Genomic DNA, 23638 nt, shown 5'->3' on the forward strand with positions numbered 1-23638 from the left:
AGCACTCCAAACGCGGCATGCTATCGGTCATTCGCCCCGCAGTGCTGGGTGCGGAAGGCGCTTTCGAGACCTTCATCACCATCACGTCAGACGGTTCGGTCAACGCTTATAACGGCCATGTCGATCTCGGCACCGGCATTCGCACCGCGCTCGGCCAGATCGTCGCCGAAGAGCTCGACGTCTCCTTTGCCCGCGTGGTCGTGATCCTCGGCGACACCGCTGTGGTGCCGAACCAGGGCGCGACGATCGCGAGCGAGACCATCCAGATCACCGCCGTTCCCCTGCGCAAGGCCGCCGCGCAAGCACGGCATTTTCTGCTCGCGCGCGCGGCCGAGCGGCTGGAGCTGCCGGCCAGTGACCTCACGATCGAGGACGGCCTGATCCGCGGTCACGACAACCGCAGCGTCAGCTATGGCGAGCTGATCGCGGACGAGACCATTCGGCTCGAGCTCGCGACGACGTTCAGGTCAAGGCGGTGAGCGCCTATTCGGTCGTCGGCAAGTCGGTGCCGCGCGTCGACCTGCCGGCGAAAGCCACCGGCGAGCTGGTCTATGTCCATGATGTGCGCGTGCCGGGCATGCTGCATGGCCGTGTCGTGCGTCCACCCTATGCCGGGGTCGATGCCGGCCCGTTCGTCGGCACCAGCCTGATCGCGGTCGATGAAGCCTCGGTGCACGATATTCCCGGCCTCGTCGCGGTGGTGCGGATCGGCGATTTCATCGGCGTCGTCGCCGAGCGTGAGGAGAATGCGATCAAGGCCGCCGCGCAGCTCAAGGTGAGCTGGAAGCCGGGACCTGATCTGACCGACCTCTCCGATATCGAGCAGGCGCTGCGCGCCAGTCCATCGACGCCGCGGCAGCTGATCGACAAGGGCGATGTCGATGCCGCGATCAAGGCGGCGGCCAAGCCGATGCAACGGACCTACATTTGGCCCTACCAGATGCACGGCTCGATCGGCCCGTCCTGCGCGGTCGCCGACTACGGCGAGGACGCGATCCGGGTCTGGTCCGGCACCCAGAACCCGCACATCCTGCGCGGCGACCTGGCGCTCCTGATCCAGCGGCCGGAATCCGAGATCGACGTGATCCGGATGGAGGCCGCCGGCTGCTACGGCCGAAACTGCGCCGACGACGTCACCGCCGATGCACTGCTGCTGTCGCGCGCGGTCGGCCGCCCGGTACGCGTCCAGCTCACCCGCGAGCAGGAGCATGCGTGGGAGCCGAAGGGCACCGCGCAGCTGATGGACGTCAACGGCGGGCTCAACGCCGACGGCAGCGTCGCCGGTTATGACTTTGCCACGCGCTACCCGTCGAACGGCGCGCCGACCTTGGCGCTGCTGCTCACCGGACGGATCGCGCCTGAAGCGGCCGTGTTCGAGATGGGCGACCGCACAGCGATCCCGCCCTACGACTACGAGAACATGCGCGTGATCGCCAACGACATGCCGCCGATCGTGCGCGCGTCGTGGTTTCGCGGCGTCTCGGCACTGCCGAACACCTTTGCGCATGAATCCTATATCGACGAGCTTGCCGCCGAGGCCGAGGTCGACCCGATCGAATACCGGCTGCGCTATTTGAAAGACAAGCGCGCGATCGATCTCGTCAATGCAGTCGCCGAACGCGCCGGCTGGACACCCCGCCCGATACGGCAAGAACCGGAAGCGGAAGGCGATATCGTGCGCGGCCGCGGCTTTGCCTATGCGCTGTACGTGCACAGCAAGTTTCCCGGCTACGGCGCGGCATGGTCGGCGTGGATCGCCGACGTCGCCGTCAACAAGGCGACCGGCGATGTCAGCGTGACCCGTGTCGTCGCCGGCCAGGACTCCGGATTGATGATCAATCCGGACGGCGTGCGGCACCAGATCGAAGGCAACGTGATCCAGTCGACCAGCCGCGCGCTGATGGAGGAAGTCTCCTTCGAGCGCGGCGCGGTAGCGGCGCGGGAATGGGGCGCCTACCCCATCATCAAGTTTCCAGAGCTGCCCAAGATCGACGTGCTGATGCTGCCGCGGCAGGACCAGCCGCCGCTCGGCGTCGGCGAATCCGCCTCGGTGCCGAGTGCGGCCGCGATCGCCAATGCGATCTATGATGCGACCGGCGTCCGCTTCCGCGAGTTGCCGTTCACGCCGGAGCGTATCCTGAAGGGGTTGCACGGCGAACAGCCCGCAGCGCCCGCATCGCTAGCGCCGCCCGTGCAGCCAGCTGACCTCAATCGATGGCAGAATCCCTTGGCCAAGCGTGGCGGCATGCTCGCCGGCATTGCTGCACTCTTCGCCGCGGCGATTGGGATCGGCGCGGCCGCACTGCCCTGGCGCGCGATCGCGCCGATCGCCCGGCCCGATGCTTCGGTCTATTCTGCGGCAACGATCGCGCGCGGCAAGGAGCTCGCGGCACTCGGCGCCTGCGCCGTCTGCCACACCTCAGAGCATGGCGTCGCGAATGCCGGCGGCCGGCCGCTGGAGACGCCGTTCGGCACCATCTATACGACCAACATCACGCCCGATGTCGACACCGGGATCGGCGCCTGGTCCTATCCCGCGTTCGAGCGCGCGATGCGCGAAGGCATCCATCGCGACGGGCGCCATCTCTACCCGGCATTCCCGTACACGCATTTCGCCAGGACCAGTGATGCCGACCTGCAGGCGCTCTATGCCTATCTGATGGCGCAGGCGCCGGTGCGCGCGGCGACGCCGGCAAACGCACTCGCCTTTCCGTTCAACCTGCGGCCGCTGCTCGCTGGATGGAATGCATTGTTCCATCAGCCGCAGATATTCCAGCCCGATCCATCGAAATCGGCGACCTGGAATCGCGGCGCCTATCTGATCGAGGGCCTCGGCCATTGCAGCGCCTGCCATTCGCCGCGCAATGCGCTCGGCGCCGAACGGCAAGCGGCCTATCTCGCCGGCGGCTTCGCCGAGGGCTGGGAGGCGCCGGCGCTGACCTCGCTGTCGAAGGCGCCGGTCCCCTGGAGCGAGGACGAGCTGTACGCCTATCTGCGCACCGGCGAGTCCCGCCTGCACGGCGTTGCGGCGGGGCCGATGGCGCCGGTCGTGCGTGAACTCGCGGCACTGCCCGACCAGGACATCCGCGCGATGGCGGTCTACCTCGCCTCGTTCAACACGCCCGTCGACCGCTCTGCCCACGATGCCCTTGCCGCGCGGCTCGAGACCACGACCACTGCGACCACCGCCGCCTCGGCGGCGCCCGCATCTACCAAGGCGCCTGTGCGGTCTGCCATGAGGTCGGCGGCCCGCCGCTGTTCGGCAGCCGGCCGTCGCTGGCGCTGAACAGCAATCTGCACAGCGATGTGCCCGACAATCTGATCCAGGTGATCCTGCACGGCATCGCCAAGCCAGCGGTGACCGACCTCGGCTACATGCCGGCCTTCAAGGACAGCATGAGCGACGGCCAGGTCGCCGAGCTTGCTTCCTTCCTCCGCAGCCAGTTTGCCCCCGGCAAGCCAGCCTGGACCGATCTCGCCGCCACGGTCGGCCGTATACGGCAGACCATAGCGCGCTGACCTGCCATGTTCCGCCCGATACCCACTGGGCGGGCGGCGCGGGGCAGGCTAAGTTCCCGCATGACCGTGACAGATATCGCGACCCGGACCTACAACCACGGCTGGCGGCTCGACCCGATCGTGCGCAGCCTGCTCGACACCGATTTCTACAAGCTGTTGATGCTGCAGATGATCCGGGAATGCTATCCGGACACCCGCACGACCTTTTCGGTGATCAACCGCTCGACCCATATCAAGCTCGCCGAGGTCATCGACGAGGGCGAGCTGCGCGCCCAGCTCGACCACGCCCGCACCATCCGCTTTTCCAAGAAGGAACTGATCTGGCTCGCCGGCAACACGTTCTACGGCAAGACCCAGATGTTCTCGCCCGATTTCATCAACTGGCTCTCGACCTTCCGCCTGCCCGAATACGAGCTGCACAAGGTCGACGGCCAGTATGAGCTGCATTTCCACGGCCCGTGGACCCACACCACGATGTGGGAGATCCCGGCACTCGCGATCCTCAACGAGCTGCGCTCGCGCGCTGCCACCAAGACCTATGGCCGTTTCGCGCTCGACGTGCTCTACGCCCGCGCCAAGGCCAAGCTGTGGGCCAAGGTCGAACGGCTGCGCAAGCTGGATGGATTGCGGCTGTCCGATTTCGGCACGCGCCGCCGCCACGGTTTCCTGTGGCAGCGCTGGTGCGTCGAGGCGGTGAAGGAAGGCCTCGGCCCGTCCTTCACCGGAACCTCCAACGTGCTGCTGGCGATGGACAACGACCTCGAGGCGATCGGCACCAACGCGCACGAACTGCCGATGGTCGCCGCGGCGCTCGCCAATGACGACGAGGCGCTGCGCTGGGCGCCCTATCGCATCCTCGACCAGTGGCGCCACACCTATGGCGGCAACCTCCTGATCGCGCTGCCCGACGCCTTCGGCACCAAGCCGTTCCTGCGCGACGCGCCGGACTGGGTCGCCGACTGGACCGGGTTTCGTCCCGACAGCGCGCCGCCAATCACCGCCGGCGAAGAGATCATCAAATGGTGGAAGCAGAAGGGCCGCGACCCGAAGGAGAAGCTTTTGGTGTTCTCCGACGCGATGGATGTCGGCTCGATCGAGGAGACATTCCATCACTTCAAGGGTCGCGTGCGCGTCAGCTTCGGCTGGGGCACCAACCTTACCAATGATTTCGTCGGCTGCGCCCCCGACGGCACCGCCGAGCTCGATCCGATCTCGATCGTCTGCAAGGTGACGTCGGTCGACGGACGTCCGGCCGTGAAGCTCTCCGACAATCCGGAGAAGGCGACCGGCATCCCCTCGGAGGTCGAGCGCTATTTGCGCGTGTTCGGCAATGTCGGCCGCGTTCGCACCGCAGTTCACGTCTAATCTTCGGACTCACCATTTTCATCGACTGACCTGACGAGCTTCGCATGCCCGCACCCAAGCCGCCTGCCTTCGAAACCCTGAGCCTGCATGCCGGCCAGCGGCCCGATCCCTTAACCGGCGCACGCGCGGTTCCGATCTATCAGACCACGTCCTACGTGTTCCAGGACGCCGACCACGCCGCAGCGCTTTTCAACCTGGAACGCGCCGGCCATATCTACACGCGGATCTCCAACCCGACGACCGCGGTGCTGGAGGAGCGCATCGCCGCGCTCGAATGCGGCGTCGGCGCGATCTGCACCGCGAGCGGCATGGCCGCGATGCATCTTGCGATCGCAACCCTGCTCACGCCGGCGACCATATCGTCGCCTCCGCCTCACTCTATGGCGGCACCATCAATCTCCTCGCACATACGCTGCCGCGGTTCGGCATCACCACGACCTTCGTGAAGCCGCGCGCGCTGGACGAATTCCGCGCCGCGATCAGGCCGAACACAAGGCTCGTGATCGGCGAGACCATCGGCAATCCCGGCCTCGAGGTGTTCGATATCCCTGCGGTGGCGCAGGTCGCGCATGATGCGAAGATCCCACTGTTGATCGACAACACCTTCGCGACGCCGTATCTGAGCCAGCCGATCGAGCTCGGCGCCGACATCACGATGAACTCGGCGACCAAGTGGATGGGCGGCCACGGCATCGCGATCGGCGGCGTCATCGTCGACGGCGGCCGGTTCGACTGGCGCGGCTCCGGCAAATTCCCGCAGCTGACCGAGCCCTATGCCGGCTATCACGGCATCGTCTTCGACGAGCAGTTCGGCAAGGCCGCCTTCATCATGCGCGCCCGCACCGAGGGCCTGCGCGATTTCGGCGCCTGCCTGTCGCCGACCAATGCGTTCCAGCTGCTGCAGGGCATCGAGACGCTCGGCGTCCGCATGGACCGCCACGTCAGCAACACCCATAAGGTGCTGGATTTCCTCACCGCGAACAAGGCGGTCGACTGGGTGCTGCATCCGTCGCTGGAGACGCATCCGGACTACGCGCTGGCCAAGAAGCTGCTGCCGCGCGGCGCCGGCTCGATCATCAGCTTCGGCATCAAGGGCGGCCGCGCCGCCGGCAAGAAGTTCATCGAGCAGCTGAAGCTGATCAGCCATCTCGCCAATGTCGGCGACGCCAAGACGCTGGTGATCCACCCCGCCAGCACCACGCATCAGCAGATGGACGCCGAACAGCTCAAGGCCGCCGGCATCGGCGAAGAGCTGGTGCGGCTGTCGGTCGGCATCGAAACCGCCGACGATATCACCGACGATCTCGGCCAGGCGCTGCGCGCCTCGCAAAGGACTTAAGGCCATGCAGCTTTCAGTGAACGGGGCAGACACCTTCATCGCGACCGGCGGCAAGCCGTTCGACCCATCGCTGCCGGCTGTCGTGATGATCCACGGCGCCGGCTTCGACTCCTCGACCTGGGCACTGCACAGCCGCTGGTTCGCCCATCATGGCTATTCCGTGCTGGCACCCGATTTGCCCGGCCACGGCCGCTCCGCCGGCAAGCCGCTTGCGACCATCGCCGAGATGGCCGACTGGATCGCGGCGCTGATATCAGCGGCCGGTGCGTCGAAGGCGCGGCTGATCGGCCATTCGATGGGCTCGCTGATCGCGATCGAGACCTCGGCGCGGCATCCCGACAAGGTCTCCGGCCTCGCGCTGATCGGCACCGCCGCGACCATGACGGTCGGACCCGACCTCCTGAAGGCCGCCGAGGCCAATGACGTCGCCGCGATCGACATGGTCTCGATCTGGGGCCTCGGCTTCAAGGCCGAGCTCGGCGGCAGCCTAGCGCCCGGCCTGTGGATGCACCAGGGCGCGCAGCGTGTGCTGCAGGAGGCCAAGCCCGGCGTGCTCTACAACGACCTCAACGCCTGCAACGCCTACCAAAACGCGCTCGCGGCCGCTGCCGCGGTCAAGGTGCCGGCGACCTTCGTCCTCGGCGAGCGCGACATGATGACCCCGGCCAAGGCCGGCAAGGCCCTCGCCGCCGCGACGCCGAACGCGCGGACCGTCGTGCTGCCGGGCGCCGGCCACATGATGATGGTCGAGACGCCGGACGAACTGCTGGCAGCGCTGCAGTAGGGCCGCCGCGAAGCCTTCTCCCGCTGTGGGAGAAGGTGGCGTGCAGCGACAGTCCCCAAAATATCGAAAACAACCCCATGCAAAGGTGCCGGCCGACCGCCGGCACCCGGACAAGCAACTTGACACGTCGGGCAAATCAGCGATATCTTCTATTATTCCGAAATTTCACAAACAGCGTACGGCGTCCACCGCGATCGCGACTGACTATTCTCACCCACCATGCCTGCACGGAAAATCATACGGGCGCCGAAATGACGCCCGCATAAGGATTTGCCCACCTTGCCGGCAGCCATCAGGTCGTCGTCAGTCGGACAATCCCTTCTTCAACGCCGCTGACTTGCGAGCTTGTTCGGCAGCGTCGATGTCCGCTCTCTTCGTTTCCTTCAATTCAATCGTCACCGCGGCGATCTTGCCGCTAAACTTGAATGGGACCTTGTAGGCCTCGGTGACAGGCGTGCCTTCATCCATTCCCACGTCAGTCCCTTCGTCCGCCGAAAAGCCACAGCACTGGGTTTTGTCGATCCGACCGACGGCGACGTTCTGGTCATTGACGAAGAGTGTTCCCGTTCCACCCTTGCCGACTCCACCGCCATCATAGGCGAACTCGAAGCGGATAGTTGCTTTCCCCGGAGCAAGTGCCTGTTTCGATGTCACCGTGTAGCGCTGCAGACCAAGCCAATTGTAAGTGTACGTTGCTTGCCGTCCTTGATGTACAAGCTCCAGCCGCCGAAGCGTCCGGCTTGGGCCAAGATGACGCCGTCCGCGCCCTGCTTTGGAATGTCCACCTCGGCGGTGATTGTATGCGAGCGGTTCTTTATGTTGATGAAGACATTCTCGGACATGCCGGTCATTCCCTCGTGCACCGTCAGCGAGGTGCGACCGGCCATCAGGTCAGGCCGTCCGACGAGAGCGGGATTCAACCGCTCCAAGGTTCGGTCATCGAGTGGCAGCACCTGGTATTTGACCGCTTCCGTCAAGAAGACGTCTTGCAGCTGCTTTAGCTTGTCGGGATTCGCTGCAGCGAGGTCATTCGCCAGGCTGAAATCCGACCGCGTATCGTAGAGCTCCCACTTGTCATTTTCGAACGTTGCGCGAGGCTTGTACTCCCACGGTGCCCGGTGAACAGTGCCGGCCAACCAACCATCGCTGTAGACGGCGCGATTGCCAAAAATCTCGAAGTACTGCGTCGTATGCCTGCTTGCAGCCTTGGTATCCGCGAACGTGTAGGCCAGGCTCACGCCTTCGATCGGTGTCTGTATTGTTCCGTTCACGCTCTTCGGTTCGGGCAGGCCCGCCGCTTCCAGGATCGTCGGTGCGATATCGACGACGTGGTGCCATTGCGAGCGTATCTCACCCTTTGCCGCGATCCCTTTCGGCCAATGGACGATCATTGGATTGCGGGTACCGCCGTAGCTGGATGCGACCTGCTTCGTCCATTGGAACGGTGTGTCACCCGCGACCGCCCATCCAGCAGCGTAGTGCGGATAGGTGGTCGGACTACCAAGCTCGTCGTAATGCTTGAGAATGTCCTGGACCGTCTCCTGCACTCCGTTGAAGTAGGTCATCTCGTTAAAGAGACCGCTCATCCCTCCTTCGGCACTCGCGCCGTTGTCTCCCACGATGTAGAAGATCAGCGTGTTATCGAGCTGACCGGTCGCTTTGATGGCTTCAACCAGTCGCCCGGCCTCGGTGTCGGCATACTCGCCAAACCCGGCAAAAACCTCCATCTGGCGTGAAAACACCTTCTTCTCATCCGGGGTCAGTGCGCTCCAATCTTTGATGGCTTCCGGCTTCCGCGCGAGCTTCGTACCAGCGGGCACCACGCCCAACTTGATTTGGCGGGCCAGCGTCTCGTCACGAAGGCTGTCCCAACCCTGGTCGAACTTGCCCTTGTATTTGGCAATCCACTCCTTCGGCACATGGTGCGGTGCATGGGTGGCGCCGGGCGCGAAGTAGATGAAGAACGGCTTGTCAGGCGTCAGGGACTTCTCGGATTGCACCCACTTGATCGCCTGGTTGGTCATGTCCGTCATGAAGTGGTAGTTCGGATCCTTCGGCGGCTCCACCTGCGTCATGCCGTCATAGATCAGCGGCGCCCACTGATTTGTCTCTCCGCCGATAAAGCCATAAAACTTGTCGAAGCCCTGACGGGTCGGCCAGCGGTCGGTTGGGCCCGACGGACTGACCTCCCAGGCGGCCGTTTCGTGTGACTTGCCGAAGGCGCGGTGCTGTAGCCGTTCAGCCGCAGCATCTCTGCGACCGAGGCAACGCTGTTGGGGCGTTGTCCCGTTTGCCCGGGGAAGCTCGTGGCTGTCTCTGCTATCGAGCCAAAATTGTTCGTGTGGTGGTTGCGACCGGTGAGCAGCGCCGCACGCGTCGGCGAACACAGCGCAGTCGTATGAAATTCGTTGTAGCGCAGACCTTCGTTGGCAAGGCGCTCTGCTGTCGGCATGCGGATCGGGCCGCCGAAGGCGCTCGACTGGCCGAAGCCCATATCGTCGATCAGCACAATGAGGACGTTCGGCGCGTTACCTGGTGCCTTGACCTCGAACCGCGGCGGCGGCACAGCATTCCGCGCGTCCAGCACAGTGCTATGCGGGTACTGAGGCTCCGGAATGGGCAACACCGTGCGGTCGGTCGGGAGCACAATGCCAGCCGGCGCGGCCTGCTGGGCAGCGACGAGCGCGGTCGTCGAAAGCAGGCCAACGATCAGCATCGGGATGCCAAGTCCAACGGTCTTCGCTGTTCGTGTCATCGCCTTTTGCTCCGGTTCGGGGCCAAGTGTGAGAATATGGAACTACCTGTTTGTACGTCCCAAGCCTGTTGTCGTTGACGCAAATCAATGCCGTAGCCGGCCGACACCCTCGTTATCGGCCGTCAAGCGCGTGGCAGAACGGACTTCGCCTCCCGCCGAATGTCCCTGACCATCTGCTCGACTTCAGGGATCGCGTGCTTGAAAAAGCGCCGCAGGCCCGAGCAAAGATAGTTCAGCCCAGGCTCGCCTTCCGGTGTTCGGATCAAGCGATTACGCGGACATTCGCCCCAGCAGTCTGTCTTGAACGGGCATTCGCGACAATAACGCGGCAGCGTTTCCGATTTGGCGTAGCCGAATTTCACCTGCGTCGGGGAGAACACCATTTGGTCGAGTGGCGTCTCACGCAGCGATCCCAGGCGGTGTTCGGGATAGACATAGTGATCGCACGAATAGAGCGAGCCGTCGTGCTCGATGGCGACGTTCTTGCCGCAGACTTCGCTGTAGATGCAGATTTGCGATGGCAGGCCGAGATGCTGCGCCACCAGCGTCTCGAATTGGCTGACCAGCACTTTCCCCAAGTCCTTGCGCACCCATTCGTCGAATACGCGCGACAGGAAGTAGCCGTATTCGTCGGGATCGACCGACCAATCCGTCACGACGGAACGAGGGTGACCAGGACGCGCTTCGGGACTGCCGAGGATCGGCAATTGCAACTGGTCGCGGGATTGCGGCGCATGCGTTTCGAAATCCTTCGGTTCGACGATCGGGATGAACTGGATCGCAGTCGAGTCGAGTTCGCGCCTGAGGAAGCGGTAGACATCGAGCGGACGTGAAGCATTGCCGCGGTGAACGCAAGTGAGCGTGTTGAAACGCACCCCGTGCTTGCGCAGCAGATTGGCGGCAGCCATCACCTTGTCGAAAGTCGGCGCACCGCCTTTGTTGACCCGGTATTTGTCATGTAGTTCGCGCGGACCGTCTATGCTGAGGCCGACCAGGAAGCGATTGTCCTTGAGGAACGCGGCCCAGCTTTCGTCAATCAGAACGCCGTTCGTCTGCAGGTCATTTTCGATGCGCTGATTGGGCTTTGCGTATTTCTTCTGCAAGGCGACCACGCTGCGGAAAAAGTCGAGCCCGCGTAGTGTCGGTTCTCCGCCTTGCCACGAGAACACCACCTCCGGACCGGTCACGCCTTCGATGTACTGCCGGATGAACAGTTCGAGCGTCTCATCGCTCATCGATCCAGTGCCGGGCCCCTTTGGCAGCCGTTCCTTGCTCAAATAGAAGCAGTACTGGCAGTCGAGGTTGCAGGTCGAACCGGCGGGCTTCGCCATGACATGAAAAGACCGCCGAGCTTTGGCGCCGAGCTGCTGCGGGATGCTGTACTTGTCTGCCATAGCGCTCAACCGAAGTCCGTTGCTACCCAGCAGTGGCCGGCGCCTCCTGTCAGGCCACGATATGGCGGGACCGGCTGGCCAAATTGCGAGGCGTTGGACGCCCCAGCAAGCGTCAAAGCACGTGGGATAGCTTTGATTTAAGTCAAACTGCGCATCGTACCGTCTCGACGGCGCGGCTGCGGGTGCCTGCCACATGATGGTGGTCGCGTAGCCCGACGAGTTGCAGACCGCACTGCAATAGCGCTGCCGCGAACTCCCCTTCCTTCTCCCCTTGTGGGAGAAGGGGGCGCGGACGCAATCCGCGACGGATGAGGGGTTCTCTCAACAGGTGAACTCGCGGATTGCCCCCTCACCCGGCTTCAGTTCGCTTCGTTGTCTGTGCCCCATGCACGATCGCCGGGTATTGTTTCCGCGGGTCGATAGCGAGCAGCGGCGAAAGAGGAGTGCCTGACTGGAGCTGGCCTAAATCGGAAGGTTATCCGTCAATCCAGGCGGAGGGTCACCGAGCTCGGACCTTTCCTTCAGCAGCAGCTCCTTCTCGGCCTGGTACCAGAACGTATCCATATTGCCAGCCGGCTCGCCAGCTTCCTTCCAGAGTTGATATGCTTTCGTACGAATCTCTTGTTCAGTTGGCCCCGACATCAATTGCTCCGGAAATAGCCCCGATTCTGAAAAGCGAAGGGCCCTGCCTTACACAGGGCCCTCCGGGTTTTACCACTTTTGGCGACCGTACCAGTCGTTTACTTCTTTTTGCGCCTGGTCCTTGGCGTAACCGTAACGTTGCTGCAGCCGACCTTCAAGTTGGTCTTGCTTGCCGGCGATCACGTCGAGATCGTCGTCAGTCAGCTTACCCCACTGCTCCTTGACCTTGCCCTTAACCTGCTTCCAGTTGCCTTCAACGCGATTCCAATCCATCGCTAGCCTCCTTTGCGAGTAATGGATAGGCAACTAGGCTTGGCTATGGTCGTTCCTACCGACGCTGCGTCACATTGGCTACAAGGGACGTTGTGTTTCAAAGTGAACATAGGAACGCCTCACTCAGTCGGCGAGGTAAGGCAATCAGCTGCCGTCCATCTTGCGACATTGCGACAGAAATCTGGATCGTACGCCCGTGGCTAGCGGATGAGGAGTTATCTCCACAGATGAACTCGCGGATAGAACCCCTCACCCGGCTTCATCTCGCTGCGCTCGATCGCGCCACCCTCTCCCACAAGGGAAGAGGGTGCAGCTCGCACGCGGATAGAGTAACGCTCATTGCTTCGCCGGCTTCCTCCCGATCGGTGGATCTCGATCGCGCGCAGGCGGCCGAGGCGCAGGATGTCCATCGACAAGGTGCGGTCGATCCGGCTGTGATCGAGCGCGCGGATCAGGTCGTCGACGCCGTTGATCTCGACGCCGTCGAGCCCGATCACGACGTCACCCGGCAACAGGCTCGCGCGCGCCGCCGGGCTGTCCGGCTCGATCTGCATCAACAACGCACCCATCTTGTTCTCGCGCCGGCCAGCACCGCATGCCGCCGCGGCACCGGCGCGGTCTGCCCGGCGACGCCGATATAGGCGCGGCGGACATGGCCGTGGCGGATGATCTCCGACAGCACGAATTGCGCGGTGTTGCTGGCGACCGCAAAGCAGATGCCCTGCGCACCGTTGATGATCGCAGTGTTGATGCCGATCACCTCGCCCTTCGACGACACCAGCGGCCCACCCGAGTTGCCGGGGTTGAGCGCGGCGTCGGTCTGGATCACGTCCTCGATGGTCCGTCCGCTGACCGAGCGGATCGAGCGGCCGAGCGCCGACACCACGCCGGCGGTGACCGTCGATTCGAAGCCGAGCGGATTGCCGATCGCGACCACGAGCTGGCCGCGCCGCAGCGTCTTGGAATTGCCGAGCGAGGCGTAAGGCAGATCGCGCGCGCCATTGGCCCGCAGCAATGCGAGGTCGGTGTCGGGATCCACGCCGAGCACATGGGCGTCGGTGACGAAGCCCTCGGTGTCGCGCAGCCGGATCTCCTTCGACGATCCGACCACATGGCTGTTGGTCACGACGAGCCCGTCGGGCGAGATCACGATGCCCGAGCCGAGCCCGCCGCGCTCGCGCGCATTGCGCGCCTTCGGCCCGGTCTCGACCCGGACCACGGCGGGGCCGACCCGGTCGGTGACGTCGATCACGGCATTGGAATAGGCATCCAGCAAGACCCGGTCATCCTCCCGGGCAGCATCGGCCGTTCGCAGTGACGGCCTGTCACCGGCGGTATCTGAGGTAAAATCCAACATGGCGAGAGTCCTTTGGTCCCCTCAGATGGTGACCGGCTCCCGCTGCTGCAAGTGGTTACGCTCGGCACCTGCCCGGCTGGCTAGGTCGCCCGCCGCAGCGTGCCGCCCCGCTCCCTCACCGGATCGAGCAGCGACCAGTCGCCCTCCGGCAGCACGTGACCCTTGGGGAATGGCGCGCGCAGCTCGAGCCCGAGCGAGCGCAGCACGCGGTCGTCGCGGTAGTAGCATTGCAGCACGACGCGGACGAGCGTCGCTGCGGCAGCACCGCCGTGCTTGCGAAACTCCTGCGCCACCGCATCGCGCCTGGCCTCGTCGAGCTCGGCGAGCGGCTTGCCGGCAAGCTGCGCCAGATGATCCAGCGCCTGCGCCGCCAGCGCGGTGTCGCGGCCGAGCGTCGCCAGCATGTCGGCCTGGATCGCGGGGTCGTCCGCGCCCGGAACTCTGTACTCGGCGCTTTCGGGAACGATCATCGCGGCGACGGTGCGGAGATCGGCGCGCTGGGCTGCGGTCAGTTGTTTTACATCGGACATGTCGGACTCAATCGAACAGATTGGCGAGGCGCTGCTTCATCTGGTCGGCGATGTAGAGCGCGAGGGCCTGGATGGTGGAGGTCGGGTTCACGCCGCCCGAGGTGACGAAGATGCTGCCGTCGACGATGAACAGGTTCTTCACATCGTGCGAGCGGCCCCATTCGTTGACCACGGAGCGCGAAGGGTCCGTGCCCATCCGCGCGGTGCCGAGCAGATGCCAGCCGCCCCACGGGATCGGATCGTTAATGCAGATGTCGGTGGCGCCGGCGGCATCGAGGACTTCCCGGCCGCGCGCCAGCGCGTGGTCCATCATCTTCCGGCTGTTGGCCGAGATCGTGTAGTCGATCTTCGGCGCAGGGATGCCATGGCTGTCCTTCAGCACGGGATCGAGCGTGACGCGATTGTGTTCCTCGGGCAGATCCTCGCAGATCGCCGAGACCGCGAGGCGATGCCCGTTCAGCCTGCGGAACACGCGGTGATGATCCTTGCCCCAGGGCAGGATGCCCTTCTGCTCGCTCGCGACCGCCTCGAATACCGGCCCGGCGCCGCGGCCGAACTGGATGCCGTAGCCGCGGACGAAGCCGCGCGACAGATCGGTGTCGTAGAACTCCTTGCTCCACAGGCAGGTCGGCGGCGCGCGGTTGCTGTCGGTCGGCTCCTTCACGAAACCGTAGATCTGCGCATAGGGATGGAACATCAGATTCTTGCCGACAAGGCCGGATGAGTTGGCGAGGCCATTGGGGAATTTCCCCGACACCGAATTGAGCAGCAGCCGCGGCGTGCCGACGCCGTTGCAGGCGATGATCACGACCTCTGCGGGCTGGAATTGCTCGACGCCGTCCTTGTCGTAATAGACGACGCCGGAGGCCATGCCGTGCTCGTTGGTCAGGATCTCGCGCACCCGGCAATGGGTCTTCAGCTCGACACCGGCGCGGATCGCGTGCGGCCAATAGGTGATGTCGGTCGAGGCCTTGGCGCCCTGCGCGCAGGCCGGCGTGCAGTGGCCGAGATTAATGCAGCGCGCCCTGCCCTCGTAATCCATCGTCGCGACCGTGGTGTCCGACGGCCACCAGTGCCAGCCGAGCTTGTTCAGGGCCTTGCCGAGCAGCGGGCCTGACAGCCCGAGCGGCTGCGGCGGCATCGGCGGGTGGCTGAGCGGCGACAGCGGGTCGCCGGACAGGCCCGAGACGCCCATCATGCGATCGTTCTCCTCGAAGAACGGCGTCAGCGCGTCGTAATCGATCGGCCAGTCGTCGGCGACGCCGTCGAGCGTCTTCACCTTGAAGTCGGACGGATGCAGCCGCGGCCAGTGCGCGGTGTACATCACGGTCGAGCCGCCGACGGCGTTGAAGTTGACGACCTTGATCGGCGAATTGTCGTCGTTGATCGGGTAGTCCTCGGGCCGTTTGCGGACATTCGGGCTCGACGACCACTCGCCGTAGAATTTGGCCTCCCAGTCGCGGCCCGTGCTCGGATATTCGGCCGGATTCATCCAGCCGCCCTGATCGAGGCAGAGGATGTGCATCTTGGTATCGGCAAGGCTCCAGGCCACTGCGGCACCGGAGGCGCCGGCGCCGATGATCAGGACGTCAACGGGATCGTTCTTCATTGTTATTTCCTGGTGGCTCGCTTTCCGTCATTGCGAGGAAGATGGCAATGACGGGGCCGGCGGCTCAATTGACGATTCTCACCGGCAAGCTTCGTATACCGCGGATGAAATTGGAATAGAGCCTTTGCGGTGGGCCCATGATCTCAAAACGCAGATCGCGCGCCAGAACCTCCTCCCAGAGGATGCGGAGTTGCTGCTCGGCGAGGCGGTCGCCGACGCAGCGGTGGATGCCGGCGCCGAAGGCGAGATGCTGGCGCGGCTTGGCGCGGTCGATGATGAATTCGTCGGCGCGCTCGATCTTGTCCTCGTCGCGGTTGCCGGAGATGTACCACATCACCACCTTGTCGCCCTTCTTGATATGACGGCCGGCAAGCTCGACATCGTTGCGCGCCGTGCGGCGCATGTGCAGCACCGGCGTGTGGTAGCGGATGGTCTCGGACACCAGGTTCGGGATCAGCTCCGGCCTGGCGCGGACCAGCTCGAACTGCGCGGGGTTCTCACATAGCGCCATCAGCCCGGCCGACATCGAATTGCGCGTGGTGTCGTTACCGCCGACGATCAGAAGCCCGATCGTGCCGATGAACTCGCGCGCATCCAGATTCCGCGTCGCCGGCGAATGCGCCAGCATCGAGATCAGGTCGAAGGTCGGAGCTGCGTCAACCCGCGCATCCCATAGCTTGCGGAAGGATTCTCCCATCTTGATCAGTTCGGCGGTGCGTTCGGCCTCCGAATGCACCACCGCGTCGGGAGACTCGATGTTGGCGATCGCGACGTCCGACCACCAGGTCAGCTTGGCGCGGTCCTCCGAGGGAAAGTCGAACAGCGTCGCCAGCATCATGTTGGTGAGGTCGACCGAGACCCGCTCGGCCCAGTCGAAGGTCTCGTTGCGCGGCAATGCATCGAGCACGGCGGAGGTGCGCTGGCGGATCAAGGCATCGAAATTGGCGAGGTTCGACGGCGCCACGATCGGCGCCACCGTGCGGCGCTGCGCGGTGTGGCCGGGCGGATCCATGCGGATGAAACTCGGCCGCTCCTGCCCCTTCGGTTGGTCGGCGACCTGGATACCGCCGAGCTCGGAGGCCGAGGAGTAGTTCTGGTGATCCAGTTCGACCGCGAAGATGTCGTCGTAGCGCGTCACCGACCAGTACGGGCCGTAAGGTGAAGCCTCGCAATAATGCACGGGGTCGTCGCGGCGAAGCTGCGCGAACAGCGGCCGCCAGGTGTCGTCCTGATAGAGCCGGGGATTGCTGACATCGATCGGTGTCGGCCTACGCAGCGCCTCTCCCATCGCCTCACTCCCGTCTGGTTCCGTCGCCGCTTGGCGGGCGATCGTCTTGTCGGGCCGACGATAGCGGGTATCCCGCGGCCGAGTAAAGCCGCGCGGCGAACCGTCCGCCGCGCGGAATGCAGGCAGGCAGCCCCAGGCAAATCGCGATGGCAGCCCCGCGCTCCGATGTTTGTCGGTAGCAGCAAGACCGGCTAGCCTTGCCGGCAATCAACTTAGGGAGCAACGACAGGTGGCCGCATCGCGCCAGGACAACAGCGCCCAGACGGCTGCGCTGGACTACGATGTCATCATCATCGGCGCCGGCCTGTCCGGCATGTACCAGCTCTACCGGCTGCGCGAGCTTGGGCTTACGGCACGGGTGTTCGAGGCCGGCACCGGCGTCGGCGGCACCTGGTACTGGAACCGCTATCCCGGCGCGCGCTTCGATTCCGAAAGCTATTCCTACGGCTATTCGTTCTCGAAGGAGCTGTTGCAGGAATGGGAATGGTCGGAGCATTTTGCCGGCCAGCCCGAGACCCTGCGCTACTGCAATTTCGTCGCTGACAAATTCGACCTGCGCCGCGACATCCAGTTCGAGAGCCGCGTTACATCAGCGGTCTACCAGGACGACACGCGAAGCTGGCGGATCACGCTGGAGAGCGGCGCACAGCATAGCTGCCGCTTCCTGATCACCGCGATCGGTCCGCTGTCGACGCCGACCCTGCCGCGCGTCGCGGGCATCGACGATTTCAAGGGGCAATCGTTCCACACCGCGCGCTGGCCGAAAGACAAGGTCGATTTCAGCGGCAAGCGCGTCGCCGTGATCGGCACCGGCGCGACCGGCATCCAGACCATCCAGACCATCGCCGGCGAGGTCGGCCACCTCACCGTGTTCCAGCGTACCGCCAATTGGGCGGCGCCGCTGCACAACGGCAAGATCGACGCGGAAACCCAAGCCAGGATCAAGGCTGGCTATCCCGAGATCTTCGCGCGCTGCAAGGAGACCTTCGCCTGCTTCGTGCATACGCCCGATCCGCGCGGCGCGTTCGAGGTGAGCGAGCAAGAGCGCGAGGCGTTCTACGAAAAGCTGTATGGCGAGCGCGGCTTCGGCATCTGGCAGGGTAACTTCAAGGATATCCTGATCGACCGCGCGGCGAATGCGACGATCAGCGATTTCGTGGCGCGCAAGATCCGCGAGCGCGTCAAGGACCAGGCGGTAGCCGAGAAGCTGATCCCGAAAAACCACGGTTTCGGCACGCGGCGGTTGCCGCTCGAGACCTTCTACTACGAGGTCTACAACCGCGACAATGTCGAGCTGGTCGACATCAAGGAAACGCCGATCGAAAGAATCACGCGTGACGGCATCCGGACCACCGAGAAGGACTACGCCTTCGACATCATCGTCTACGCCACCGGATTCGACGCCATCACCGGCAGCTTCGACAAGATCGATCTCCGCGGCGCGCATGGCGCGCGGCTGAAGGAGAAGTGGACGCACGGGCCGGAAACCTATCTCGGGCTGATGGTCGACGGCTTCCCCAACATGATGATGCTGATGGGCCCGCACACCGCGCTCGGCAACATCCCGCGCAGCATCGAATACAGCGTCGATTGGGTCACCGGCCTGCTCCGCTTCGCGACGGAGAAGGGCCTGACCTTCCTCGACGCCACGCCCGAGGGCACCGCCGGCTGGACCGATCACGTCAAGGCGCTCGGTGTCGGGCTGCTCTCCAACGAGGTCGATTCCTGGATGACCGGCATCAACCGCAATGTCGAGGGCAAGCAGACCCGCATCGTCGCCCGCTACAGCGGCAGCGCACCGGCTTATCGCGAGCGATGCGATGCGGTGGCGGCAAATGGGTACGCGGAATTGCGGCTGGGCTGACACTCCCGGTGACGAGAGACGCTTGCCCCATCACGGCCTTCGATCGGGGGCTCCCGGGAAAGCCGGGTACCTATCGCACCACGGGTCCTATGCGACAAAAGAGCACGGCGGGTAGGACCACGGTGTAGCCGACAGGCAACCTAGTCATCGGAAGCCGAGACGCGAACGGCGAGCGATCCTGCTCGCCTCGCGAAAGAAGTCAGTGCGCTTCTTGATACAGATCAATGGTCGCCCTCGGCAACCGCGCATTCATGGCACGATCCTGCGCCTTGATCGAACGTTGCCATGACAGCAACCTGGTATGTGACCTATGAAATTCGCAAACGCGGGCTGCTACCAAGGGAGCGCAGCCCGCGCATAACCAGGGCTTTCGCGGCCGAAGATGACGCCAAGCAGTTCGCGCGCGCAAAGCTCGAGGAAGGCCTGGTGGTGTTCGCCGGAACGATCAATCCTCATTCGCCAAGGCAACTCATCCTCTCGGAAAGCGTCACCAGCTGGCTCGGCGACGATCAATCCACTACCCGGAATCACTCGCGTCCCGCGAGGGAGTAGAGGTTGAGCGGCTGCCGCACGATCGAAATGCAGCCATGGCCTCGATTGTTCTAGCCTGTTGCCATTTTGGCACATGGCTTCGAGCCCGCTGCTCATACCCTCCAACGCGATCCGATACAGGTGTCTTGCGCAGCGGCGTCGGAGGCGAATTTCGATAATTAATTACTCGACCTGGAGATAACAGATGAAGAAATATCTTCTTGCAGGAGCCGTGGCACTGACCATGGCGACGCCTGCGTTGGCTGCGGATATGGCCGTGAAGGCACACCCTGTCCCGCCTCCGCCTCCCGTGATCTACAACTGGACCGGCTTCTACATCGGGGCGAACGGTGGCTGGGGCGATAGCCGCAATTGCTGGGGGTTCGTGCCTGTCGCCGGGGCGATCATTCCTGACGGCTGCAGCTCACGTTCCGGCGGCGTCTTCGGCGGTCAGCTCGGCTATCGCTGGCAGGCGGGCCAATTCGTTTTCGGGCTCGAGGGACAGGGTGATTGGGCCGACATCAAGAGCTCGCGTCTCAGCCTGATCAATCCGCTTTTCTCGACCACGACGAAAATGGATGGCCTCGGCCTGATCACCGGCCAGCTCGGCTGGGCCTGGGACGCAGCACTGTTCTATGTCAAGGGCGGCGCCGCGGTGACGAGCAACCGGTATGACATCTGGACCACGCTCGGCGGCGTCGGCGTAGCTTCTGCGACCTCGACTCGCTGGGGTGGCGCGGTCGGCGTCGGCTTCGAATACGGATTCACTCCGAACTGGTCCGTTGGCCTCGAATACGATCACCTCTTCATGGGCGACGCCAACAACACGTTCTCCGTCGTCAATCCCATCGTTGCCGGCGCCGCTAACCGGATCAGCCAGGACGTGGATCTGCTGACGATACGGTTCAACTACCGTTTCGGCGGGCCTGTCGTAGCCAGGTATTGATCTGATCGATCTCACCGACGGAGCCCCGGCATTTTGCCGGGGCTCTTTTATTTGGGAGCGAAGCACCGGCGGAAGCTTTCCCTCCCTTGCGGGTGGTGACGCTTGCTACGCAGGGCTACCACGCATCAATGCACGGCCGCTTGCGGTGCGTGCGCGGCTCGGGCTTCGGCACCGAGCGCAGGCCGGCCATGATCCAGTGGCGCGTGTCGGCGGGGTCGATCACCTCATCGATCTCCAGCACCGAGGCGATCGAGACCGCCTTGCCGTTGGCGTAGAGCTCGGCGACCTTGGTCTGGAAATACTTCTCGCGCTCGACCGGGTCCTCGATCGCCTCCATCTCCTTGCGGAAGCCGAGCCGGACATAGCCCTCCAGCCCCATGCCGCCGAACTCGCCGGTCGGCCACGCCACCGTGAAGAACGAGGCGTGGAAGCCGCCGCCGATCATCGATTGCGCGCCGAGACCATAGCCCTTGCGCAGCACGATGCCGAACAGCGGCACCGTGATGCTGGCGCCGGTGACGAACATCCGCGCCACATGGCGCACGATCGCGGTCTTCTCGGCCTCGGGGCCGACCATGAAGCCCGGCGTGTCGCACAGCGAGACGATCGGGATGTCGAAGGCATCGCACAGCTGCATGAAGCGCGCGGCCTTGTCGCCGGCCGCAGCGTCGATGGCGCCGCCGAGATGCTTCGGATTGTTGGCGATCAGGCCGAACGGCTTGCCTTCGATGCGGATGAAGGCCGTGATCATGCCGACGCCGAAATCGCGCCGGATCTCCAGCACCGAGCCCTCATCCGCGATCAGGTCGATCACGTTGCGGATGTCGTAGACCCGCAGGCGGTTCTCCGGGATCGCGCGGCGCAGCAGCCGCTGGTCCGGCGCCTTCCAATCGGCGATGGCGCCCTGGAAGTAGGACAGGTATTTCTGCGCCACCGTCGTGGCCTCTTCCTCGTCCTCGACCAGGATGTCGATCACGCCGTTCGGCGACTGGAACGAGACAGGGCCGACCTCGGCCGGATGGTAGACGCCGAGCCCGCCGCCCTCGATCATCGCCGGGCCACCCATGCCGATCGAGGCATTCCTGGTGGCGATGATGACGTCGCAGACGCCGAGCATCGCGGCGTTGCCGGCGAAGCAATAGCCCGAGACCACGCCCACGACCGGTACCAGCCCCGATAGCTTCGCGAACTGCACGAAGGACGGGCCGTCGAGGCCGGTCATGCCGAGCCGGTCGGTATCGCCGGGACGGCCGCCGCCGCCCTCGGCGTAGAACACCAGCGGAAGCCGCCACTGCTCGGCGAGCCCGAGCATGCGGTCGATCTTCTTGTGGTTCATATGGCCCTGGGTGCCGGCCAGCACCGTGTAGTCGTAGGAGATCACCATGCAGCGCGCGCCTTCGGGGCCGAAGTGTCGGGCGTGACGGTGGCGACGCCTGATATCAGGCCGTCGGCCGGAGTGTTCTTGATCAGGTCCTCGACCTTGCGGCGGCGGCGCTGCGCCGCGATCGCGAGCGAACCGTATTCGACGAACGAGCCCTCATCGACCAGTTGCGCGATGTTCTCCCGCGCGGTGCGCTGGTTGGTCTTGCGGCGGCGCTCCACCGAGGCCGGGCGGTTCTCGTCGAGCGTGATCGCCTTGCGCGCGATCAGCTCGGCGAGATCGGGTCGGATGTGATCGAGATCGATCGCGGCTTCCTCCGCCGCGTAATGGCCATCGACCTCGGCCGGCTCGAGATACAGGATCGGGTCGCCATGCATCAGGGTGACGCCGACGCCGCCTGCGACCTTCGTCACGCGGCCGCCATGCGGTGCTGCGACCAGATGCTCCATCTTCATCGATTCCAGCACCGCGATCTGCTGGCCGGGACGAACCAGATCGCCCTCCGTGACCTCGATCGCCACGATGGTGCCCTGCAACGGCGCGGGAACCGGGAGCGATCCTTCCGGCGCGGCTTCGATGGCGACAGCCTTGGTCGCGGCCGCCTCGCTCACCTCGAGCAGCGGCGCGGCATGCTCCTTCGCGGCGCCGACCAGCGCCGCAACATGGGTATCGATGAAGTTGGTGCTGATCTTGTTCCGGGCAAAGCTCTGATGCGCCAGGATTGCGCCGAGCAACGGGATGTTGGTGGCGACGCCGCCGATGCGGAATTCGCGCAAGGTGCGCGACGCCTTGTGCACCACGTCGGTCCATTTCGGGCTCGGCGAATGCACGATGACTTTTGCCAGCAGCGAGTCGAAGGCAGCGCTGGTCCGGTAGCCGGAATAGCCGAACGTATCGACGCGGACGCCGGGCCCGGACGGCAGGTCGAACACGCTGAGCGTGCCGCCGGTCGGCTTGGTCAGCCCCTTCTCGTCCATCACCTCCATATTGACGCGGAGCTGCATCGCATAGCCGCGCGGCAGCGGCACTGAGGCTTGCGCCAGCCCGAGCGAGGCCAGCGTCGCGCCGGCGGCGACCGCAAGCTGCGAACGCACCAGGTCGATACCGAGCACGGCTTCAGTGACGGTATGCTCGACCTGGAGCCGCGGATTGGCCTCGATGAAGGCGAAGGCGCCCTCGCCTTCGCTGGCCTCGTCATCGACCAGGAATTCGAAGGTGCCGAGATTGTCGTAGCGTGCGGCGGTCGCAAGCTGCTTTGCCGCCTCGATGATGCGCGCACGCAAAGCCTCGCTCAGCGATGGGCTCGGCGCCACCTCGATGAGCTTCTGGTTGCGGCGCTGGACGGTGCATTCGCGCTCCCAGAGATGGCTGATCGCGCCGTGGCGGTCGCCGATGATCTGCACCTCAATATGGCGCGCCTTGCGGATCAGCCGCTCGACATAGACGGCATCGCTGCCGAACGCCGCCTTGGCCTCGGACTGGCAGCGCGCATAGGCCTCGTCAAGTTTGGCAGAGTCCTCGACCACGCGCATGCCGCGGCCACCGCCGCCCGCGATCGCCTTGATCATCACGGCGGCATTGGCACCGAGCGAGGCGAAGAAGGCCTTGGCCTCGTCGAGCGACGTCGCGCCCGATGTGCCGGCAATGATCGGCACGCCGCATTTTTTGGCGAGCGCCTTCGCCTTGGCCTTGTCGCCGAACAGATCCAGCGCTTCCGGGGACGGACCGACGAAAGTGATCTTCTCCTCGGCGCAGCGCCGCGCGAGCTGGGTGTTCTCGCTGAGGAAACCGTAACCCGGATGCAGCGCATCGCAGCCCGCAGCCTTGGCCGCCGCGATGACAGCCTCGATGTCCAGATAGGCCCGCGCGCCGCGGCCGGGGATCTCAAGCGCCTCGTCGGCCGAGCGGACATGGAGCGAAGCCGCATCATCGACGGGATAGATCGCGACCGTGGCAAGGCCGCTGTCGGCCGCCGCGCGGGCAATGCGGATCGCGATCTCGCCGCGGTTGGCAATCAGCAATTTCTTGAACGACATGATGGTTCCGTGAGTTTGCTTACCT

Annotated in this window: 13 protein-coding genes and 5 pseudogenes; 7 read left to right on the forward strand and 11 right to left on the reverse strand. The window is 64.4% G+C overall.

Going from position 1 to position 23638, the window contains the following annotated elements; genetic code table 11:
* Window positions 1-17: 17 nt before the first annotated feature.
* The 4 genes and pseudogenes from ALC15_RS25790 to ALC15_RS25805 all read left to right on the forward strand — a co-directional run bounded on the left by ALC15_RS25790 (window position 18) and on the right by ALC15_RS25805 (window position 7007).
* A pseudogene (locus ALC15_RS25790) lies at window positions 18-3519 on the forward strand (molybdopterin cofactor-binding domain-containing protein).
* A gap of 60 nt (window positions 3520-3579) precedes the next feature.
* Entirely contained in the window at window positions 3580-4884 is a 1305-nt protein-coding gene (pncB, locus tag ALC15_RS25795; protein WP_050629687.1) for a nicotinate phosphoribosyltransferase, read from the forward strand.
* Window positions 4885-4928: 44 nt separating this feature from the next.
* Window positions 4929-6223 (forward strand): annotated as a pseudogene (locus tag ALC15_RS25800) (O-acetylhomoserine aminocarboxypropyltransferase).
* 4 nt (window positions 6224-6227) lie between these two features.
* Entirely contained in the window at window positions 6228-7007 is a 780-nt protein-coding gene (locus ALC15_RS25805) for an alpha/beta fold hydrolase (protein WP_050629688.1), read from the forward strand.
* Window positions 7008-7310: 303 nt separating this feature from the next.
* Here the strand turns inward: ALC15_RS25805 and ALC15_RS46505 are convergent, their stop codons facing one another.
* From ALC15_RS46505 to ALC15_RS25845, 10 genes and pseudogenes are all read right to left on the reverse strand, one after another.
* A complete protein-coding gene (locus ALC15_RS46505; protein WP_244486261.1) occupies window positions 7311-7661 on the reverse strand; it encodes a hypothetical protein in 351 nt (116 codons plus the stop codon).
* A complete protein-coding gene (locus tag ALC15_RS47660; RefSeq protein ID WP_347336318.1) occupies window positions 7658-8374 on the reverse strand; it encodes an alkaline phosphatase family protein in 717 nt (238 codons plus the stop codon). The genes ALC15_RS46505 and ALC15_RS47660 overlap by 4 nt, the downstream gene beginning before the upstream one ends.
* A pseudogene (locus ALC15_RS47955) lies at window positions 8357-9762 on the reverse strand (arylsulfatase); the annotation flags it as partial. The pseudogene ALC15_RS47955 and the gene ALC15_RS47660, both read right to left, overlap by 18 nt.
* A gap of 122 nt (window positions 9763-9884) precedes the next feature.
* Window positions 9885-11351: an anaerobic sulfatase maturase gene (locus ALC15_RS25815; protein WP_200914696.1), complete on the reverse strand. Its 1467-nt coding sequence runs from the start codon at window positions 11349-11351 to the stop codon at window positions 9885-9887.
* A gap of 267 nt (window positions 11352-11618) precedes the next feature.
* On the reverse strand, window positions 11619-11798 hold the full coding sequence (locus ALC15_RS25820; protein WP_050629690.1) for a DUF2934 domain-containing protein: 180 nt from the start codon (window positions 11796-11798) through the stop codon (window positions 11619-11621).
* A gap of 69 nt (window positions 11799-11867) precedes the next feature.
* Window positions 11868-12071, reverse strand: coding sequence for a CsbD family protein (locus ALC15_RS25825; RefSeq protein ID WP_028341777.1), 204 nt, complete (start codon window positions 12069-12071; stop codon window positions 11868-11870).
* Between the two features lie 336 nt (window positions 12072-12407).
* Window positions 12408-13428: pseudogene (locus ALC15_RS25830) on the reverse strand (S1C family serine protease).
* 80 nt (window positions 13429-13508) lie between these two features.
* On the reverse strand, window positions 13509-13958 hold the full coding sequence (locus ALC15_RS25835) for a hypothetical protein (protein WP_050629691.1): 450 nt from the start codon (window positions 13956-13958) through the stop codon (window positions 13509-13511).
* Between the two features lie 7 nt (window positions 13959-13965).
* On the reverse strand, window positions 13966-15567 hold the full coding sequence (locus ALC15_RS25840) for a GMC family oxidoreductase (protein ID WP_050629692.1): 1602 nt from the start codon (window positions 15565-15567) through the stop codon (window positions 13966-13968).
* A gap of 64 nt (window positions 15568-15631) precedes the next feature.
* Window positions 15632-16855, reverse strand: coding sequence for a cytochrome P450 (locus ALC15_RS25845; RefSeq protein ID WP_050629693.1), 1224 nt, complete (start codon window positions 16853-16855; stop codon window positions 15632-15634).
* Window positions 16856-17084: 229 nt separating this feature from the next.
* On the opposite strand from ALC15_RS25845, the gene ALC15_RS25850 reads away from it, so the two are divergent.
* The 3 genes from ALC15_RS25850 to ALC15_RS25860 all read left to right on the forward strand — a co-directional run bounded on the left by ALC15_RS25850 (window position 17085) and on the right by ALC15_RS25860 (window position 20196).
* Window positions 17085-18719: a flavin-containing monooxygenase gene (locus tag ALC15_RS25850; protein WP_050629694.1), complete on the forward strand. Its 1635-nt coding sequence runs from the start codon at window positions 17085-17087 to the stop codon at window positions 18717-18719.
* 285 nt (window positions 18720-19004) lie between these two features.
* Window positions 19005-19271: a hypothetical protein gene (locus ALC15_RS25855; RefSeq protein ID WP_050629695.1), complete on the forward strand. Its 267-nt coding sequence runs from the start codon at window positions 19005-19007 to the stop codon at window positions 19269-19271.
* Window positions 19272-19455: 184 nt separating this feature from the next.
* Window positions 19456-20196 (forward strand): outer membrane protein, encoded by a 741-nt coding sequence (locus ALC15_RS25860; RefSeq protein ID WP_050629696.1) that lies wholly within the window; start codon window positions 19456-19458, stop codon window positions 20194-20196.
* 115 nt (window positions 20197-20311) lie between these two features.
* Here the strand turns inward: ALC15_RS25860 and ALC15_RS25865 are convergent.
* Window positions 20312-23613, reverse strand: a pseudogene (locus ALC15_RS25865) (carboxyl transferase domain-containing protein).
* Window positions 23614-23638 lie beyond the last annotated feature (25 nt).

Origin of the sequence: Bradyrhizobium viridifuturi, from assembly GCF_001238275.1 — a bacterium.
Lineage (GTDB): Bacteria > Pseudomonadota > Alphaproteobacteria > Rhizobiales > Xanthobacteraceae > Bradyrhizobium > Bradyrhizobium viridifuturi.

What these genes read in the sequence shown, in the direction of transcription:
- pncB (WP_050629687.1), top strand. Translation starts at nt 3,580, where the DNA reads ATGACCGTGACAGATATCGCGACCCGGACCTACAACCACGGCTGGCGG.
- ALC15_RS25805 (WP_050629688.1), top strand. Translation starts at nt 6,228, where the DNA reads ATGCAGCTTTCAGTGAACGGGGCAGACACCTTCATCGCGACCGGCGGC.
- ALC15_RS25815 (WP_200914696.1), bottom strand. Translation starts at nt 11,351, where the DNA reads ATGTGGCAGGCACCCGCAGCCGCGCCGTCGAGACGGTACGATGCGCAG.
- ALC15_RS25820 (WP_050629690.1), bottom strand. Translation starts at nt 11,798, where the DNA reads ATGTCGGGGCCAACTGAACAAGAGATTCGTACGAAAGCATATCAACTC.
- ALC15_RS25825 (WP_028341777.1), bottom strand. Translation starts at nt 12,071, where the DNA reads ATGGATTGGAATCGCGTTGAAGGCAACTGGAAGCAGGTTAAGGGCAAG.
- ALC15_RS25835 (WP_050629691.1), bottom strand. Translation starts at nt 13,958, where the DNA reads ATGTCCGATGTAAAACAACTGACCGCAGCCCAGCGCGCCGATCTCCGC.
- ALC15_RS25840 (WP_050629692.1), bottom strand. Translation starts at nt 15,567, where the DNA reads ATGAAGAACGATCCCGTTGACGTCCTGATCATCGGCGCCGGCGCCTCC.
- ALC15_RS25845 (WP_050629693.1), bottom strand. Translation starts at nt 16,855, where the DNA reads ATGGGAGAGGCGCTGCGTAGGCCGACACCGATCGATGTCAGCAATCCC.
- ALC15_RS25855 (WP_050629695.1), top strand. Translation starts at nt 19,005, where the DNA reads ATGACAGCAACCTGGTATGTGACCTATGAAATTCGCAAACGCGGGCTG.
- ALC15_RS25860 (WP_050629696.1), top strand. Translation starts at nt 19,456, where the DNA reads ATGAAGAAATATCTTCTTGCAGGAGCCGTGGCACTGACCATGGCGACG.